This window comes from Rubinisphaera margarita (assembly GCF_022267515.1).
GTDB classification, from domain to species: domain Bacteria; phylum Planctomycetota; class Planctomycetia; order Planctomycetales; family Planctomycetaceae; genus Rubinisphaera; species Rubinisphaera margarita.
On sequence record NZ_JAKFGB010000012.1, the window covers coordinates 926,039 to 942,061 of the forward strand.

Below are 16,023 nucleotides of genomic sequence, written 5' to 3' on the forward strand. Positions count from 1 at the left end.
AACGCCCCCAAAGACCGACAACATGACGACTGACGAGATCATTCAGAAGTTGGATGAGCCTGGTATTCGTTTCAATGAAAGCGTCTTCATTACTGCCGCGGAGCAACACCTGACTACGGACGATCTCGCCGAATCTCTGTGTGGTTCCAATAGGTGATGAACTACTCCACTCCCCTGCTCGGCCTGAGCAAACCTGAGGCCGCCGAAGCCGAGTACGATCGACCTGGGGGACAGGTTCGAAGATAAAGGAGTCAGCGCAAGGGAAGTAGACGCTTCACCGGCGCGGCCGAGGTTTGTCAGCGTTGGAGCCAGGACCTTAAACCTGCACTCGCTTCAGGCGAAGATCTCTTTCACGACTCGTCCGTGCACGTCGGTGAGGCGGAAGTCTCGCCCCGCGTGACGGAAAGTCAGTCGCTCGTGATCGAGCCCCAGCAGATGCAGGATGGTCGCATGCAGGTCATGCATGTGGACCTTATTGACGATCGCGTTCTGGCCAAACTCGTCGGTCTCGCCATAAGCGAACCCGCGTTTGACTCCGCCCCCGGCCAGCCAGACGGTGAAGCCATCGGGATTGTGATCGCGTCCAAGGTTCCCCTGCGTGAAGGGGGTGCGACCGAACTCTCCGCCCCACCAGACGAGGGTGTCTTCAAGCAGGCCACGTTGTTTGAGATCCTGCAGCAGTCCCGCGACCGGCTTGTCGGTCGCTTTGGCATGCATTTCGTGTTCGGGCATGTTTCCGTGCTGGTCCCAGCGGGGCGTCGATCGATTATCGGCGTAGCTGATCTGCACGAAGCGGACGCCGGCTTCGCTGAGTCGGCGAGCCCGCAGACATTGATAGCCGAAATCTTCCGTTTCCGGCTGATCGATGCCGTACATCGACAGGGTTTCCCGAGTCTCTCCCGAAATGTCGGTGACCTCGGGAGCGGCGGACTGCATTCGATAAGCCAGTTCGTAGGAATCGAGGACCGACTCATAGGCTGACTCCGCGGCGGTCCGCTGCAATTGAACCGCGCTCATCTCCCGCAATAAATCAAACTGACGCTGTTGCACGACCGAATCGTAACGCGGGTTCTGGACGTTCTCGAACCGGGCCGTCGCCGCCGGAATACCGACCCGTCCCAATGCTGTTCCCTGATGAACCGGCGGCAGAAATGCATTGGAGTAGAGCCGTGGCCCCCCTTTTGCGGAGGTCGGACAAACGGTGACAAACGACGGCAGGCTCTGGTTCTCGGTCCCGAGTCCGTAACTGATCCATGCCCCCATCGAAGGTCGGATCAGGTTCGTGGCTCCCGTGTGCAGAAAGAGCGTGCTCGGGCCGTGGGCGACTCCCTCGGTGTGCATACTGCGGATGAAGCAGAGATCATCTACATGTTTCGCCATTTCCGGAAACAGGCTGGAAACCGGTTGTCCCGACTCGCCGTGCTTCTTGAATGTCCAATGCGATTTCATCACCTCTTCGCTCTGAACCTTCATTCTCCGGGCATTGCGGAAGTCATGCTTTGTGCCGTGGTACTTTTCCAGGGCCGGTTTGTAGTCGAAGGTATCGACCTGGCTGGGACCGCCCTGCATGAAGATGAAGATCACTCGCTTGGCTCGAGCCGGGAAATGCGTCTCCTGACCGGTCAGCGGATTCGCTGATTCAGAGGCACGCGATTGCGAGAAGAGCCCCGCCAGCGCGAGCGAGCCGAAACCGCAGGCTGCAGACTGAAGCAATTGTCGTCGACCGGTCATTTGAAGCGTGTTCATCGTGAACCACCAGATCTTGAATGTGTGTGGGGAGCTCGGATTGGCTAATCGATGAAACGAAACTCGGGACTGCAGAAGAGGCTCTGAGTCAGCATGGTCCAGACCTCTGGTGAGTCGTTCGGTTTCGAAGTATTCAGGAATCGGTCCGCCAACTCCTGCTCGTCGGCCGAGGGGGCGCGTCCGAGCGCGGATCGATACAGCCACTCAACTCGTTCCTGCCGGTCGCGGCCTGTATCAGTCAGCAGTTGTTGAGCAGTCTCCTCGGCGAGTTCGAGTATCAGACTGCTGTTCATCATGTAAAGTGCCTGCGTTGCAAGTGTGGTATTGGTTCGCTTCCCCTGAACCAGGTTCGGATCCGGGAAATCGAACACGGCCAGCATGGGATGCAGTCGATTGCGGAAGACCGGCAGATAGACGCTGCGATGTCGATCGCTGTAAGTGAAATCGAATTCTGAATTCGTCCCGTTGGGAACCGTGTTGCCGCCATGCGATTCTTCGAGACGACCGCTGATCTGCAGCAGAGCATCACGCAGAAACTCGGCATCGGCTCGCCGCCTGGGGAAATACGCGAGCAGGCGATTCTCAGGATCGATGGTTGACTTGAGTTGCGATTCGGTCTGTCCGGAGATTCGATAGGTTCGGGAAAGTACGATCTGACGGATCAGAGATTTCACGGACCAGTTATTCCGTATGAAATCGACCGCGAGGTAGTCGAGCAACTGCGGATGCGAGGGCAACTCGCCGGTGCTGCCGAAGTTGTCGACCGTTCGAACGATGCCGGCTCCGAACAGATGATGCCAGATGCGGTTGACCATAACCCGAGCCGTAAGCGGGTTCTCTGGACTGGCGATCCATTCGGCCAGTTCGAGGCGACCGCTTTGCGAAGAGCGGATCGTCGCATCGCCGGTCGTGGCCACCTGCAGAACACCCCGCGGGATGACCGGGCCGAGATTCCGAATATTGCCGCGAATACATAGCTCCGTATCGCCAATCTCGTCCGGGACCTCTTCGCGAACCGCCATCACCTCCTCCGGTGCGGGCGGCGCGTCTTTCTTCAGTGTGCTGATCTGTTCGGTGAGTTCTTGTTTCTTCTGTTTAAGACGTCTGGCCTCAGCCACGGCTTCCAGGTCGACTGTCGCATTCAACAGGCTTGACCGTTGCAGTTCGTCGCGTTCAGACAACAACTGCGATGAAAGCAGCTGGACCGCGTCGACGATCACGACGCCACTGGTGCCGGCCGTGCCGACGGTAATCCGAACAGGTTCCGCTTTAGAAGACTGCAGCTCAAACGAGCCCAGGGAAACAAACAGTCCATCGATCGGAGGTGCGGGCTTCTGATTGATGGTCAGGGTGGCCAACTCGCCCGTCTGGTCGCTAATTGTCACTGGAGCGGCGGAGGTCCGGTTTGATCCACTCGAGTAGGCGACGCGAATTTCGTACTGTCCTGGTTCGGCCAGCTGAACTTCGAACACAGCTGAGTTTGCGCCTTTCGCCGTATTCTGATCGTGTACGTATTCCTGACCGACATACTTGGGATTGCTGGTCGAGCCCTTCCAGTCTCCGATGAGTTTCGGTTCGTCGTTCACGATTCCGGCGAGAAGTCGCGGAGAAATGCTGCGGGCGTCAGCCCGGGGATTCAGCTCTTTTAGGCGATTCGTGACATCCGCCAGTTGTGCTTCCAGACTGTTGAGTTCCCGACGGTACTCATCGTACCGGGCCTGTTGCTCAGGCGGCATCGGAATTTCCTGCGTGATCCATTCCGCCACATTGCCGGGGCCGACTGACTTCGTGCTCCGGAAGATCCCCGCGAGAGCGTAGTAGTCCGCGGCTGGGATGGGATCGAACTTGTGATCGTGACACCGGGCACAGCCGATCGTCATGCCAAGAAAGGCTTTGCCGAGGGTATCGATCTGCTCATCGACAACCTCCATTCGCAGGAGGGCTTTGTCCTGCAGCTCGTAATTGTGAGGGCCGAGCATGAGGAAGCCGCAGCCAGTAAGTTGTTCGGCGGCCTGCTCCACAGATTCATACGGGAGAAGATCCCCAGCGAGCTGTTCTCGAATGAATTGATCATACGGTTTGTCGGCCTGGAACGAATCGATCACGTAATCCCGATACCGCCACGAGTTCCGATAGATGCGAGAGCGTCCGCCGCCGGTCGAATCTGCATAGCGGGCGACATCGAGCCAGTGACGGCCCCAGCGTTCGCCGAACTCGCGAGATGCCAGCAGTCGGTCGACGATGCGGGCATAAGCTTTCGGAGAAGAATCTGCAGCAAAGGTTCTCACCTGCTCTGGTGAGGGCGGAAGTCCCGTCAGGTCATAATACACTCGCCGGAGCAGAACCTCCGCATCCGCTGGCCCATTCTGACTCAGCCCGGCTTCGTTCAATTTCGCGAGGATGAAACGGTCGACCGGCTCTTCGACGCCAGAGACTTCAGGAAGCTCCGGTGTGGTCAGCGGCTGAAATGCCCAGAACTCGCGACCGGCGTCCAGGTCAATCCCCGTGTGCCGCTGCGGAGCTTCTCCGTCGCGCGGATCAGGAGCGCCTCGCTTAATCCATGTTTCAAAGTCGTTCAGAATCTGCTCGGGCAGCTTTCCCTGCGGGGGCATCTCGAACGACTCGAATTTCATCGCACTCAGCAGCAGACTCTCGTCCACATCTCCGGGAATCACCGCGGGGCCGGAATCGCCGCCGGTTGCAAGGGCCTCGCGGGAGTGGACCAGCAGGCCGCCTTTAATGGCTTTTGATTCCGGTGAATGACATTCGTAGCAGTGCTCGATCAGCACGGGCCGGATTTTCTCCTCGAAGAACGCAAGATCCTCGGGAGAGAGCGCGGGCGATTCCGCCCGCAGGACGGATGGAAAATTGCTCACGAAGAGGAGCACCAGAGTAACGGCGAGTACGCGCATGAGACCTGTGTGGGGAAGGATGCTATGCGGGAAGTCCGGCGTGCGGCAGGCTCTATATTAAGAGATTGTCGACCGATAAGCACGTCTCGATCTATCTTGAGTCTCGTTTTGTCGAGGATTCCTGTCAAGCAGGATTTCCCGCCCGGCTCGATCGAAGAGCCGAAATGGCTGATTGACGAGCGTCCGCTTTTCTGAATGCTCAACGATCAGGGTGGAACCTCCTCGAACGACGAGGTCCCGGAGTCCCCATCGGCGATTAACGCGATTCCTCCAGAAACCTGATGTCACCCTCACCGATGTTAACGTGTGTACCAGGGTCCCCAGCGATCCTGAGACGTTTCGCATCGGAGTCTTCCCCATCCACCGGCGAGCTTGTGGGGAGATCTGCCCGATTCCGCAGAGGTCTCCCGATCCGATCTTCATAACATTTCCAACTGGCATGCACACTGCGGGGACTCGCCGTCACGGGCCTTAGCTAACAAGGTTCGCACACGCCAGGAAGCCGGCGGAGGTTCCGTTGCCCTGGTGTTGAGCGGACGAACGGAAGGCTTTCCGTTCTCAGCGATCTTAGTGAGACCGCGATGCCGCTCGGACAAGATTCAGAATTGCTTGAAGAAAGGAGTTGGTAATGAACGCACTCTCATTCCGATTACTTAGCAGCCTGCTGGCGATCCCGCTGGCTTTCGCGTTTGTGTCGCCGGTCGAAGCTCAGGAGACGTACACCGAAGAGTACTACGACTCGTACTACGACGACGCTGACAATTACGACTACGACTACAACGACTACACCTGGAACGACTGGTGGGAAGACGATTACGAGTACGGCTACTACGGCGATGATGACTACGCCTATGACGACGACTACTACGAAGACTACCGCGACGATGAGTACGGTTGGAACGACGACTGGTGGGAAGATGATTACGCCTACGCCGACGGGTACTACGACAACTACTACGACGGCGACACCTGGTGGGACTGGGAATAGTCTCTGCCCCGTGTGCCAGAACGCTCCAATGACATCAAAAGCAAAAGGAATATCAACGATGCTTCTACGTAATCCAAACCTTGTGGCCGCATTCGGCCTCTCCGCCCTGCTCGCCATGCCGGTTCATGCTCAGCAGGCTCCGCGCGAGCAGAATCGTGATCGCCAGAACGAGTCGAGCCAGCAGGAATCTCGGCCCGGCGATCAGCAGAACAGCGAGCGTCAGTCCGATCGCTTCGAGAACCAGAACCGGGAGGACCGCGACAGCGAATCCCGAACCGACGAGAACCAGAATCAGCGACAGCTGCGCAATCAGCATCGTCAAAGCGAGAACGACAATCGCCGGCAAGGCTACACCGGTCAGCGACGATCGAACTTCCGTGGCGGTGAGATTGAAGGCTGGGTCACTGTCGGCACCGACTACGACAACGACGGCGTCTACGACTCGCTCGAAACGATCTTCCTGATCGATTTGGAGAATGCACGTCGTCAGAGTCAGGCTCGCGCTCAGGAACATCAGCGCAGCCGTAATCAGAACGGTCAGCATCAGAGTTCGAAACGCCTTCAGGTGAAAGGGACGATTCAAAGTCTCTCCCAGAAGGAGATGATGAACTCAGAGAAGCCGAAAGTTGTCGCGAAGCTGAAAACCCAGGAAGGTCGAACCGCGACCGTCTGCCTCGGTTCGCAGGACAAAGTGAACCAGCTGAATCTGCAGCAGGGTGATCAGGTCCAGGCCCACGGCGTTCGCGCCACCTTCAACGGTAAATCGATGCTGATGGCGGAACGCGTTTCGGCCGGCGAGCAGACAATCACGAACCAGCTGCCGCGAAAGCAGGGGCTCAACCGCTTTCAGGGCGAAGTCGTGAGCACACGACAGGCGAACTTCCGGAATCGCGAAGGCGAATTCGTGATCGCCACCGTTCGCACTGAGAAGCATGGCACCAAGGAAGTGAACCTCGGACATGCCAGCGAATTTGAGAATGTCGACATCAGCGAAGGAAAGCAGATCAAATTCCTCGCCGGTGAAGCACGGATGAACGGTCGCTCGGCTCTGATTGCTCAGGCAATTCGCATCGACGGTCAGACCATCGACGTCCGCGAGTCGACCAACCAGCAGATCACTAAGTCTGATCGCGGTTCCGACTCGAAGAACCGTCAGTCCGAGGATCGGCAGACGACAAGTCGCCGATAAGTGATTGACCTGACGCATTAATACGATGTGGCGTCCGTCCTGTCCGGGGGCGGACGCCTTTTTGATGCGCAGGTCTGAGAGTTCTTTCTCACTGGGAATGTCCTGCAACCGCCGTCGTCACGATGAAACCTGGTACTAATACGAAACGCCCTCGAATCGCAGAGACTCGAGGGCGTTCGGGTTCATTACAGTTCGACGGCTTCGACTTCCTTCACGAAGCGGCTTTCGTCACCGGACAGGAATCCACTCACGACGTTGAACACGGCGTCACTGAAGCCGCCGATGTTCAGGATGTCGCTGCGTTCTGGAGCCTGTGAGGTTCCGTACGGCTGGATGTCGATGCAGACCAGCTTTGGTCCCGTGATGTCGCCACCCTGGAGTCGCAGCTGATTCTTCACGAAGTCCTGCCATTCGGTCATCACTCCGGTTGACCCGTAAGCTCCGTATCCGAAGGCCTGTCCGTTGCGGATCCAGCTTTCGTTATCGCTGATCAGCACGCATCCTGCGAAACGTCGATTACGATAACGGCTGTTGGCTTCTCGCAGCGGGATCGAACAATCGGTCCCTCCTCCGCCCATTTGGCCGAGCCGCTTCGACAGACTCAGGATCGAATCGGACGGATCGAGCCGTGCGTCGTACGCGATGGTATCGAACGGCACGAGCACACTGTCCGGGTTTCGACGCAGGATCGCCGCAGCGAACAGAGCCGCCACATCGACACATCGCACGGCCGAAGTTCCCCCTCCACCGCGGTATCCGGTGACCGGACAGTTCATCGATCCCGAGGTATCGAGTCCGATTACGACCGGTCCCGGCAGTTCCGGGATGTTTCCGCAGGCAATCTCGGCTGCTCGGTGCAGCGCATCCCGGATCTTATGCGGCAACTCCGTCGACGCGTTCAGGTAGGCGGCCAGGTACTGGTACGGGAACTGTCGCGAACGTCGGATCTCCGTCGCATCGGCCACGCGGCCGGCCACGTAATCGACCATCTCACGATCTTCCAGAACCTGATGACGCAGGAGCGTATTCAGGTTCATTCGCAATGCCTGCGGCCCCATCTGTCGGGCGATGGCCTTCCAGACCTTCGGCCCCCGAGCGGCATCGGCCAGGAGATCCCAACGCACGTTCAGATCAGCCGCGACTGCAGCCTGATCCTTCTCGCCGGTGATGCGTCGATACTTGATCAACTGCTTCAGGTCCTGCGGGAGATCGGCTTCGGTCGCCGGAGCCCACTTCTCGACGTCCTTATCGGTCAACCATCCGAACAGAGCCCGCCGCGCGTTGTCTCGCGGAGTTGGCCGAGCCAGCCGCAACACGTCGCGCAGACTTGGATCGTTCCCGATCGAAGCCGACAGCAACTTGCTCACGGAAGCCTCGTTCAGCCAGCGCTGGAAAGCCCGCTGCAAACTCGACGACAGGCTGTTCCGACCAAACTGACCGGAACGGACCATCTGGAACAGCGTCCGCAGGACGCGGCCGTTATCGATCACCCGATCAAAGACCTGGTGCATCAATGCGGTATCCCGAGTCGACAGCGAAGCCACCAGGGCAGCCGGCATGTCCTTCATGAAAGCCCGTTCCCGCGAATACACGGCGAGCTTTGCCAGGAAGACATTGTCATCGACCTCGTCGATCAGAGACCGCAAGGTATCGAGCTGCGTCTGGGCGTTGGCGTAGAAGACTCCGTTAAAGCACCCGGTTGCAGCGAGCTGAGCGAGAGCCTGCTTGGCCGAGAACTTGTAAGCGGCGCCGCCCGCTTCGTTGATCGAGTTCGTACGCGGCAACAGATTCTTGAAGTTGGAGAAGAGGGACTTGTTGGCCATAACCGGCCTCCTTTCGACCTGAGTGGACGAAGTGCGCAGACTCCCGTGTCATCAGATCACGGAATCAAACGTCAGCCTGCGCGAGCAGTCGACTCAGCAGCATCGGCTCGGTTCTTCGAGCCTTGTGAAAATTCACTCGACGAAGGCATGAAGCAGAGTTACCGACCAGAGTCGATCCCGGCCGGGCAGGAGTTGAACCTGCGGAGTCCATGTATTCCGCTTCCGCAGTCGAGTGAGGTCCCCGACGAGGGGTTTGCCAGAGCATTTGTTCTTTGCGCGTCTACTGTTTCCGCCACGGCGTCCGAAGACGCCGGCAGGATTCGCACCTGCACGATCTTGCGATCACAAAGTCCTGATGGAGTCCAACATTCAGTCGGGGAATGTCAAAGCATGATCGACGAAGTGGTGGTTCAGAGTCGTTACGGTGCTCTACCTTTGAGCTACGGTGCGTCGTAAGAAAAAATGGCACCGACGGGAATCGAACCCGCAACCTCCGGATCCCAAATCATGTACTCCGAGCCGGCAGTCGATCATGTCTGCTATGTCTTCAAAAGTGGCTCGACGAAGAGGTGCCGAGAAGATGCGTTCTTCACGCAATCCTTAACAGGGATGTAATCCCGGCTGGCAGTCGAACCACTGGAGCAGTTCACTCTCGTAACCGTTCCGTCCGCGAAAGGAGCAGCGTTTCAGGCGAAACAAAGCTCATTCGCGGACATCCGGTAAAGCGATCCGCTTTAATACCCCGCCAAGGAATCGAACCTCGTCCGACTGATTCGAAGTCAGTCATGCATCCATCACACCCGCAGGGCTTGCAGAGTTTCAGTTTTTCGTTGTTCTCCAATACTCGTCGGCGTTCTCCAGAGCCGCCCGCATCAGACGGGATCCTTCGATGTTGGCCGAGTGAATTGTCCAGGTTAGTTGCGATAACTCGCCGTAGTAGGCTCGTTCTTCAATCCATTTCGCGACGTCGTAACCGGTTTGCGTTGTTCCCAGATCGTGATCCAGTGACACCCAGGCGACGTTGTTCGACTTGAGCCGACTGATCGCCGCATCTGCAGTCCTCACCCAGATCATGCCCGGTTCCGCACCGAACAGTTCCTGGATCTTCCGATTGTTCGGATCCCGCTCGTCATCGAGCCAGAGATTGATCATGCAGTCCTTTCTTCAGGTCGCGAGAAACACGAGCGTGAGGAGTCGAACCCCATGCGTTCGCTTTGGAGGCGAACTGCTCTCCCAGGAGCACACTCGTCCAATGGCTTTGGTGGGATTCGAACCCACAGCATCGCTGTGTCTGAGACAACGTGGTCTACCGATTGCCTACAAAGCCGTTTCGTGCCCACTGTTGTTGAGGGACATCAGTTGCGGCGGCAGGAATCGAACCTGCGTCAGAACGGTTCAGAGCCGCCCGCCCGTACCAGCACGAGCACCACCGCATCATCTCTTCAAAGCGCCCAGCGGGAGTCGAACCCGCACTCCCGCCATGGCAAGGCAGCAGGCTACCGCTACATCATGGGCGCGATTCAGAGGCTTCGCCTCCTGAATGGGATCGGACGGATTCGAACCGTCACCGTTCCGGTTAAGAGCCGGACATGCCGCCGCTAACACCTCAATCCCAGGTTGACCTTCTTCGTAATAAAGTCGGGATGGCCGGACTCGAACCGACGATCGCGTGCTCCCAGGGCACGTGGGGTAGCCGCTCCCCGACATCCCGTTAACTGCTTTCACTTAATGGAGCTGTAAACTCCGAGTAACTCTCGATCGAAAGCGGTTGAGTTCTTTGCTGAGTGCCTGCCGGCATTAGCCTGTCCGCGTTCGATCGGAGCCGGGCGGAATGCATGTCCGAAGAAGGCGAAGAAACGTCGATACGAATTGCGGATGAAGGTTGTCACGGTCGTCGATTCCGAAATGGGCTGACTGTTTACTGATGACCCGTGTGGGATTCGAACCCAACCTGACCAGCTTGAAAGGCTGGTGACCTCACCAGAAGTCGAACGGGCCGTAGTGTCCTGAAACGCCGAAGTCCGGGCGTAAAAAAAGCCCGGTGCGTGTGACACCGGGCTGACAGGAAGTCTCCAGTCAGAGCATCGGTCACAAACGCAAATCCTCACTCGGGCCGCCGGGCTCGCGGCGAAGGCGTTCCATCTGCATGGTGGGGTTCTCAAGAATCATCGAACTGAGTTCTGCCTGTCAAAAAGTGTTAGCCGTTGTCATGGTGACTGGTCTTCACCAGCTTCTGCACTACAGACGCCAGTCAGCGGGAAAAGGTTCGTCAGGAAGTGTGAGATTTTCGGAAAAGTTGGGATGCGCGAAACCAGCCACGGTCGATCACCGACGTCATCGGTCTCAAGGGAATCCCTTCCCCGGCGAGCCGCTTCCTGTCGGTGACGCGACTGAGACGTGCATGTCTGAGTCATTCTGTGTGGCTCCACACCGCGCAGCTTCCCCAGCTGAAACTCCTCTCGGATAGCGAAGCCGATTTGACGAGGTGGCTTAGCCACTGTACCATCTCCGCTATGGACACGAGCATTCAGCGGAACCCGGTTTATCAGCAGCTGAACGATCGATTGCGCTCGGCCCTGGCCGCCGAGTATCAGTCCGGGGATCGCTTTCTGACCGAACGTGAAATCAGCGAGAAGTTCCAGGTCAGCCGGGCGACCGCCAACAAGGCGCTCGCCAGTCTCGTTTCAGAAGGCCTGCTCGAGTTTCGTCGCGGCATCGGCACCTTCGTCCGCCGCGATCTCATCGACTACGATCTCCGTTCGCTGGTCAGCTTCACAGAGAAAGCCAGGGCGGCTGGCAAGAAGCCGAAGACAACCGTGCTGACGTTCCGGCGACTTGAAGCCGGGACGATCGACTGCGAGATTCGCGAGGCTCTCGAGCTCGACTCCGATGAGCGCGTCTGGGAGCTCGAACGATTGCGGCTGGCCGACGGTGTGCCCGTCATTCTGGAGCATCGTTACGTGGTTACCAGTTTCTGCCCGAAACTGACTCGAACACAGGCGGCCGGCTCTCTCTATCAGGCATTGACTGGCCCCCACGGAATTGAGATTGCGGGAGCCGATGAAGTGATTCGAGCCGTGCTCCTCCCCCGAAAAGAGGCGGCGTTGCTTGAAGTCACTGCGCGTGCACCGGCTTTCGAAGTGACGGCCGTTGGTTACACGAAGGACGCCCGTCCGCTCTGGTGGGAGCGGACCTTGTATCGGGGCGATCAGTATGAGTTTCACAGCCGGCTCGGTCCGGTTCGTTCCGCGACTCCCGCTCGCGGACAACTCCGTTCGCATTGAAAGGACATCATGACGCGTAAGTTACGGGCTGCTGTTGCCGGGACCGGGTTCATTGGGCCGGTTCATATCGAAGCTCTCCGCCGGGCGGGAGTGGAAGTGACCGGGATTCTCGGATCGAGTCCGGAGAAGTCGAACCGTGCGGGCGAGCAACTCGGTCTGCCTCGCGGCTACGCATCGCTTGAAGAGATTCTGCAGGATGACAGCGTTGACTCCGTCCATCTGGCGACGCCGAATCGACTGCATTACGAACAGACGGTCGCCGTGCTCAAGGCGGGCAAGCATGTCCTCTGCGAGAAGCCCCTGGCAATGAACTCGCAGCAGTCGGCCGAGCTGGTTGAACTGGCCGCAAAGTCGGACTGCGTCGCCGGCGTCGCCTACAACATTCGCTTCTATCCGCTCTGCCATGAAGCGGCTGCGCGAGTTGCGGACGGATCTGTCGGCGATGTTCTCCATGTGACCGGGTCTTACGTGCAGGACTGGCTCCTCTACGAAACCGATTTCAACTGGCGCGTCGTCGCTGAAGATGGCGGCGAACTTCGAGCGGTTGCCGATATCGGAACGCACTGGCTCGATCTGTTGCAGTTCATCACCGGACGAAAAGTCACAGAAGTGTTCGCGGATCTGCGCACGGTTCATCCGATTCGAAAGCAGCCCGTGGGGGGATCGCAGACGTTCTCCGGCGGCAAGGCTCCGGCGGAAACGAAGCCGGTGGAGATCACGACCGAGGACTGCGGCAGCATCCTGCTGCGTTTCGACAACGGAGCCAACGGCTGCCTGTGGGTTTCGCAGACGACCGCCGGACGAAAGAACTGCCTGCAGTTCGAGCTGGCCGGTTCAAAGGCAAGTCTCGCCTGGAACAGTGAAACGCCGAATGAGATCACGATCGGGCATCGGAACGAGCCGAATGAACGGTTGATACGCGATCCGGCTTTGCTGCACACTTCCGCTGGTGGCGTGAGCAACTATCCCGGCGGTCACAACGAAGGATTTCCTGATACGTTCAAGCAGTTATGCAGAGCATTCTACGGTTACATCGCGACCGGCGACTATACCGCCCCGGCTCCGTTTCCGACCTTCGCCGACGGGCACCGCGAGATTCTGTTATGTGAAGCGATTCTAACGAGTCACCGTGAGCAACGCTGGATTTCAACAGGAGTGGATCACTAATGCAACTCGGATTTGTCACTGCTATTCTTCCCGACCTGTCGTTCGAAGACGTCCTCTCGACGGCGAGCCGTATCGGGTACGACTGTGTCGAAGTGATGTGCTGGCCTCAGGGCGGGGCCACGCGTCGGTATGCCGGGGTGACACATATTGATGTCACTTCGTTTGAAGAGAAGGACGCGAAACAGATTCGGGAACTGCTGGACCGGTATGGTGTGTCCATCAGCGGCCTCGGCTATTACCCAAACCCGCTCGCCCCCGATGCCGAAGAAGCCAGGACGGCGGTTGAGCATTTGCGGAAGTTGATTGAAGCGGCTGCCATTCTCGGGATTCCTCAGGTCAACTCGTTCGTCGGCCGGGACTGGACAAAGTCGGTCGACGACAACTGGCCGCGGTTTCTGGAGACCTGGGGTCCGCTCGTCGAACATGCGGAGTCGCATCAGGTGCGCATCGGCATTGAGAATTGCCCGATGCTCTTCTCGAATGACGAATGGCCCGGCGGAAAGAATCTGGCGATCAGTCCGGCGATCTGGCGACGGATGTTTGCCGATCTTCCGAGCCCCTCGTTCGGATTGAACTTCGACCCCTCGCATCTGGTCTGGATGCAGATGGATTACCTCGCCCCACTCCGAGACTTTGCCGATCGCATCTTCCATGTTCATGCCAAAGATGTGCGAGTCGATCAGCATCTGTTGAACGACGTCGGCATTCTGGCGACGCCGCTGCAGTACCACACGCCGAAACTGCCGGGACTTGGTGAGGTCAACTGGGGGAAGTTCTTTTCTGTGCTGGGCGATACCGGGTATCGCGGCCCGGTTTGCGTGGAAGTTGAGGATCGCTCGTTTGAACATTCTCTGGCGGCTCGGAAAGCGTCGCTGGTTCAGTCGCATACGTTTCTTCGAAACTTTGTCACCGCTCAGGGAACGCAGGAATGAGCCAGCTCCTCGCGGGTGTCGATCTCGGAGGGACGACGGCCAAGCTGGCTGTCGCGGATTTGGAAGGCGAGATCGTCAGCGAATGCGCGATTGCAACGGAGGCTCATCATGGGCCTGAGAACGTCCTGGCGAGGATCGGAGATCAGCTCGAAGAACTGGCGTCGAAGAGTTCTGCGTCCATCAGCACCATTGGGTTCGGGGCTCCCGGACTGGTTGATATTGAAACGGGCCGCACCAGATTCCTTCCCAATCTGACGGGCAACTGGCGAGATGTCGACGTTGCTGGAACCTTGGGAAAGCGTTTCTCCTGCCCCGTTCGTGTTCTCAACGACGCACGGGCGGCGACACTGGCTGAGCTTCGATTTGGACATGGAGCGAGTACACCCGGGTTGAAAATGGCGTTCTTTTCAATTGGAACAGGGATTGGCGGTGGCGTCGCGGTCAATGGAGAGCTGCTGCTCGGTCCACTCGGATCGGCTGGCGAACTGGGCCATCAGACGATTCTCCCGGACGGCCCGTTGTGTGGATGCGGAAACCACGGCTGCCTGGAAACGCTGGCCAGCGGGACGGCGATCGCAGCCGAGGGGATCCGCCTGATGCAGATGGGGCTGGCTCCGCATCTGTATGAAGCGGTCGATGGCGATGCGAATCGCGTCACCCCGCGCGAGATGAATCTGGCAGCCGTTCACGATTCGGCCCTCCGTGACGCTCTGGAACGAGCTGTCACTTGGATCGGAATCGCAGCCGCGAACGTCGTCACGATGCTTCATCCCGATCTGATCGTGTTCGGGGGTGGTGTGGCCGCTCTCGGAGATCTTCTGCTCGATACCGTTCGCGATCAGATCACGACGCGGGTCGGTATGTTTCCGACTGACAATGTCCGCGTTGAACTTTCGCAACTCGGCGACCGAGCCGGGGTGCTGGGGGCGATCGCACTCGCGGCCGATGCTTATCAAACTCCTTCGTCTTCATCATCAGGAATGCACTCATGAAATACTCGTACAACGAACTGGCCAAGATAATCGATCACTCGTTGCTCCACCCGACGATGACCGATCAGGAACTCGAAGATGGTTGCAGGCTGGCAGCGAAGTACAACGTCGCTTCGGTCTGCATTAAGCCTTATGCCGTGAAGCGAGCCGTCGAACTGCTGAAGGAAACCGACGTGCTTGTCGGAGCCGTGATCGGTTTTCCCCATGGGAACTCCACCACGGAGTCGAAACGGTATGAAACCGAACTCGCGTGCAAAGACGGCGCAGTCGAGATCGACATGGTCATCAATACCGGGAAGGCACTCAGCGGAGAGTGGGACTACGTTGAACAGGACGTGCGGGCCGTATGCGACGAAGCGCACGGTCATGGAGCGAAGGTCAAAGTGATCTTCGAGAACGACTATCTCACCGCGGGCGGAGCGGGACTGAGCAGCGACGACTTCAAACGGAAGCTTTGCCAGATCTGCGAGTCAGCTGGAGCGGACTGGGTGAAGACGTCGACCGGTTATGGCTTCGTCAAGCAGAGCGATGGCAAGTACAGCTATCAGGGGGCAACCGAGCATGACCTGAAACTGATGCGGGAAGCCTGCTCGTCGAACGTCGAAGTCAAAGCGGCTGGCGGCGTTCGCGACCTGGATGGACTGATCCGTGTTCGCGAACTTGGAGCGAGCCGATGCGGTGCCAGCGCGACGGCCGCGATTCTGGATGAATACCATCGGCGCGAAGCGGGTGAGTCTGCACCCTCCTCGTCCGGAATGTTAGGACAAGGCGGGTACTGATTGAGATCGCCAGCGAGACATCGGGACGCTGTTTAAGGCGGGGGTCATTCACGGCCCCCGCCATTTTCATGGGCCGACAGCGGGAAGCGTTATCTCAAAATGGCTGAGCAAATTTCCAGAGCCAATCGACGTTCAAAAGAATCTGCGATTTTTAAGGAAAAGACTTATTGACAGGTCGCAACATTACGATATATTGAAGTGGCAACAATGA

Annotated in this window: 11 protein-coding genes and 7 tRNA genes; 7 read left to right on the plus strand and 11 right to left on the minus strand. The window is 58.2% G+C overall.

Features of this window, described 5'->3' with window-relative positions; translation table 11 throughout:
* Window positions 1-333: 333 nt before the first annotated feature.
* Window positions 334-1,746 (minus strand): DUF1501 domain-containing protein, encoded by a 1,413-nt coding sequence (locus tag L1A08_RS12005; RefSeq protein ID WP_238756645.1) that lies wholly within the window; start codon window positions 1,744-1,746, stop codon window positions 334-336.
* Window positions 1,747-1,790: 44 nt separating this feature from the next.
* Window positions 1,791-4,622 (minus strand): DUF1553 domain-containing protein, encoded by a 2,832-nt coding sequence (locus L1A08_RS12010; RefSeq protein ID WP_238756646.1) that lies wholly within the window; start codon window positions 4,620-4,622, stop codon window positions 1,791-1,793.
* A gap of 664 nt (window positions 4,623-5,286) precedes the next feature.
* Here L1A08_RS12010 and L1A08_RS12015 point away from each other — a divergent pair.
* Window positions 5,287-5,646 carry a hypothetical protein gene (locus L1A08_RS12015; protein WP_238756647.1) on the plus strand — a complete coding sequence of 120 codons (360 nt, stop codon included), beginning with the start codon at window positions 5,287-5,289 and terminating at the stop codon, window positions 5,644-5,646.
* Between the two features lie 58 nt (window positions 5,647-5,704).
* Complete coding sequence (locus L1A08_RS12020) at window positions 5,705-6,835, plus strand: hypothetical protein (RefSeq protein ID WP_238756648.1); 1,131 nt, start codon at window positions 5,705-5,707, stop codon at window positions 6,833-6,835.
* Between the two features lie 185 nt (window positions 6,836-7,020).
* On the opposite strand, the gene L1A08_RS12025 is transcribed toward L1A08_RS12020, so the two are convergent.
* From L1A08_RS12025 to L1A08_RS12065, 9 genes are all read right to left on the minus strand, one after another.
* Entirely contained in the window at window positions 7,021-8,658 is a 1,638-nt protein-coding gene (locus tag L1A08_RS12025) for a TROVE domain-containing protein (RefSeq protein ID WP_238756649.1), read from the minus strand.
* A 305-nt stretch (window positions 8,659-8,963) separates the two neighbouring features.
* Window positions 8,964-9,110, minus strand: a tRNA-OTHER gene (locus L1A08_RS12030).
* 367 nt (window positions 9,111-9,477) lie between these two features.
* Window positions 9,478-9,810, minus strand: a complete 333-nt coding sequence (locus L1A08_RS12035) for a cyclic-phosphate processing receiver domain-containing protein (RefSeq protein ID WP_238756650.1) — start codon at window positions 9,808-9,810, stop codon at window positions 9,478-9,480.
* 101 nt (window positions 9,811-9,911) lie between these two features.
* Window positions 9,912-9,985, minus strand: a tRNA-Leu gene (locus tag L1A08_RS12040).
* A gap of 32 nt (window positions 9,986-10,017) precedes the next feature.
* Window positions 10,018-10,092 (minus strand) — tRNA-Gln (locus tag L1A08_RS12045).
* A gap of 12 nt (window positions 10,093-10,104) precedes the next feature.
* Window positions 10,105-10,175: transfer RNA gene (locus tag L1A08_RS12050), tRNA-Gly, on the minus strand.
* 24 nt (window positions 10,176-10,199) lie between these two features.
* A tRNA-Lys gene (locus L1A08_RS12055) sits at window positions 10,200-10,272 on the minus strand.
* Window positions 10,273-10,296: 24 nt separating this feature from the next.
* A tRNA-Pro gene (locus L1A08_RS12060) sits at window positions 10,297-10,369 on the minus strand.
* 214 nt (window positions 10,370-10,583) lie between these two features.
* Window positions 10,584-10,656: transfer RNA gene (locus L1A08_RS12065), tRNA-Glu, on the minus strand.
* A 515-nt stretch (window positions 10,657-11,171) separates the two neighbouring features.
* On the opposite strand from L1A08_RS12065, the gene L1A08_RS12070 reads away from it, so the two are divergent.
* The 5 genes from L1A08_RS12070 to deoC are packed head-to-tail and all read left to right on the plus strand — an operon-like array spanning window position 11,172 to window position 15,812.
* Complete coding sequence (locus tag L1A08_RS12070) at window positions 11,172-11,942, plus strand: GntR family transcriptional regulator (RefSeq protein ID WP_238756651.1); 771 nt, start codon at window positions 11,172-11,174, stop codon at window positions 11,940-11,942.
* A 9-nt stretch (window positions 11,943-11,951) separates the two neighbouring features.
* Window positions 11,952-13,109 (plus strand): Gfo/Idh/MocA family protein, encoded by a 1,158-nt coding sequence (locus L1A08_RS12075; protein ID WP_238756652.1) that lies wholly within the window; start codon window positions 11,952-11,954, stop codon window positions 13,107-13,109.
* Complete coding sequence (locus L1A08_RS12080) at window positions 13,109-14,041, plus strand: sugar phosphate isomerase/epimerase family protein (RefSeq protein ID WP_238756653.1); 933 nt, start codon at window positions 13,109-13,111, stop codon at window positions 14,039-14,041. Before L1A08_RS12075 ends, L1A08_RS12080 begins: the two co-directional genes overlap by 1 nt.
* Window positions 14,038-15,033 carry an ROK family protein gene (locus tag L1A08_RS12085; RefSeq protein WP_238756654.1) on the plus strand — a complete coding sequence of 332 codons (996 nt, stop codon included), beginning with the start codon at window positions 14,038-14,040 and terminating at the stop codon, window positions 15,031-15,033. Before L1A08_RS12080 ends, L1A08_RS12085 begins: the two co-directional genes overlap by 4 nt.
* Entirely contained in the window at window positions 15,030-15,812 is a 783-nt protein-coding gene (deoC, locus tag L1A08_RS12090) for a deoxyribose-phosphate aldolase (protein WP_238756655.1), read from the plus strand. The genes L1A08_RS12085 and deoC overlap by 4 nt, the downstream gene beginning before the upstream one ends.
* Window positions 15,813-16,023: the final 211 nt, after the last annotated feature.

Coding starts and splice junctions, on each gene's coding strand:
- L1A08_RS12005 (WP_238756645.1), bottom strand. CDS start 1,746: ATGAACACGCTTCAAATGACCGGTCGACGACAATTGCTTCAGTCTGCA.
- L1A08_RS12015 (WP_238756647.1), top strand. CDS start 5,287: ATGAACGCACTCTCATTCCGATTACTTAGCAGCCTGCTGGCGATCCCG.
- L1A08_RS12020 (WP_238756648.1), top strand. CDS start 5,705: ATGCTTCTACGTAATCCAAACCTTGTGGCCGCATTCGGCCTCTCCGCC.
- L1A08_RS12025 (WP_238756649.1), bottom strand. CDS start 8,658: ATGGCCAACAAGTCCCTCTTCTCCAACTTCAAGAATCTGTTGCCGCGT.
- L1A08_RS12035 (WP_238756650.1), bottom strand. CDS start 9,810: ATGATCAATCTCTGGCTCGATGACGAGCGGGATCCGAACAATCGGAAG.
- L1A08_RS12070 (WP_238756651.1), top strand. CDS start 11,172: ATGGACACGAGCATTCAGCGGAACCCGGTTTATCAGCAGCTGAACGAT.
- L1A08_RS12075 (WP_238756652.1), top strand. CDS start 11,952: ATGACGCGTAAGTTACGGGCTGCTGTTGCCGGGACCGGGTTCATTGGG.
- L1A08_RS12080 (WP_238756653.1), top strand. CDS start 13,109: ATGCAACTCGGATTTGTCACTGCTATTCTTCCCGACCTGTCGTTCGAA.
- L1A08_RS12085 (WP_238756654.1), top strand. CDS start 14,038: ATGAGCCAGCTCCTCGCGGGTGTCGATCTCGGAGGGACGACGGCCAAG.
- deoC (WP_238756655.1), top strand. CDS start 15,030: ATGAAATACTCGTACAACGAACTGGCCAAGATAATCGATCACTCGTTG.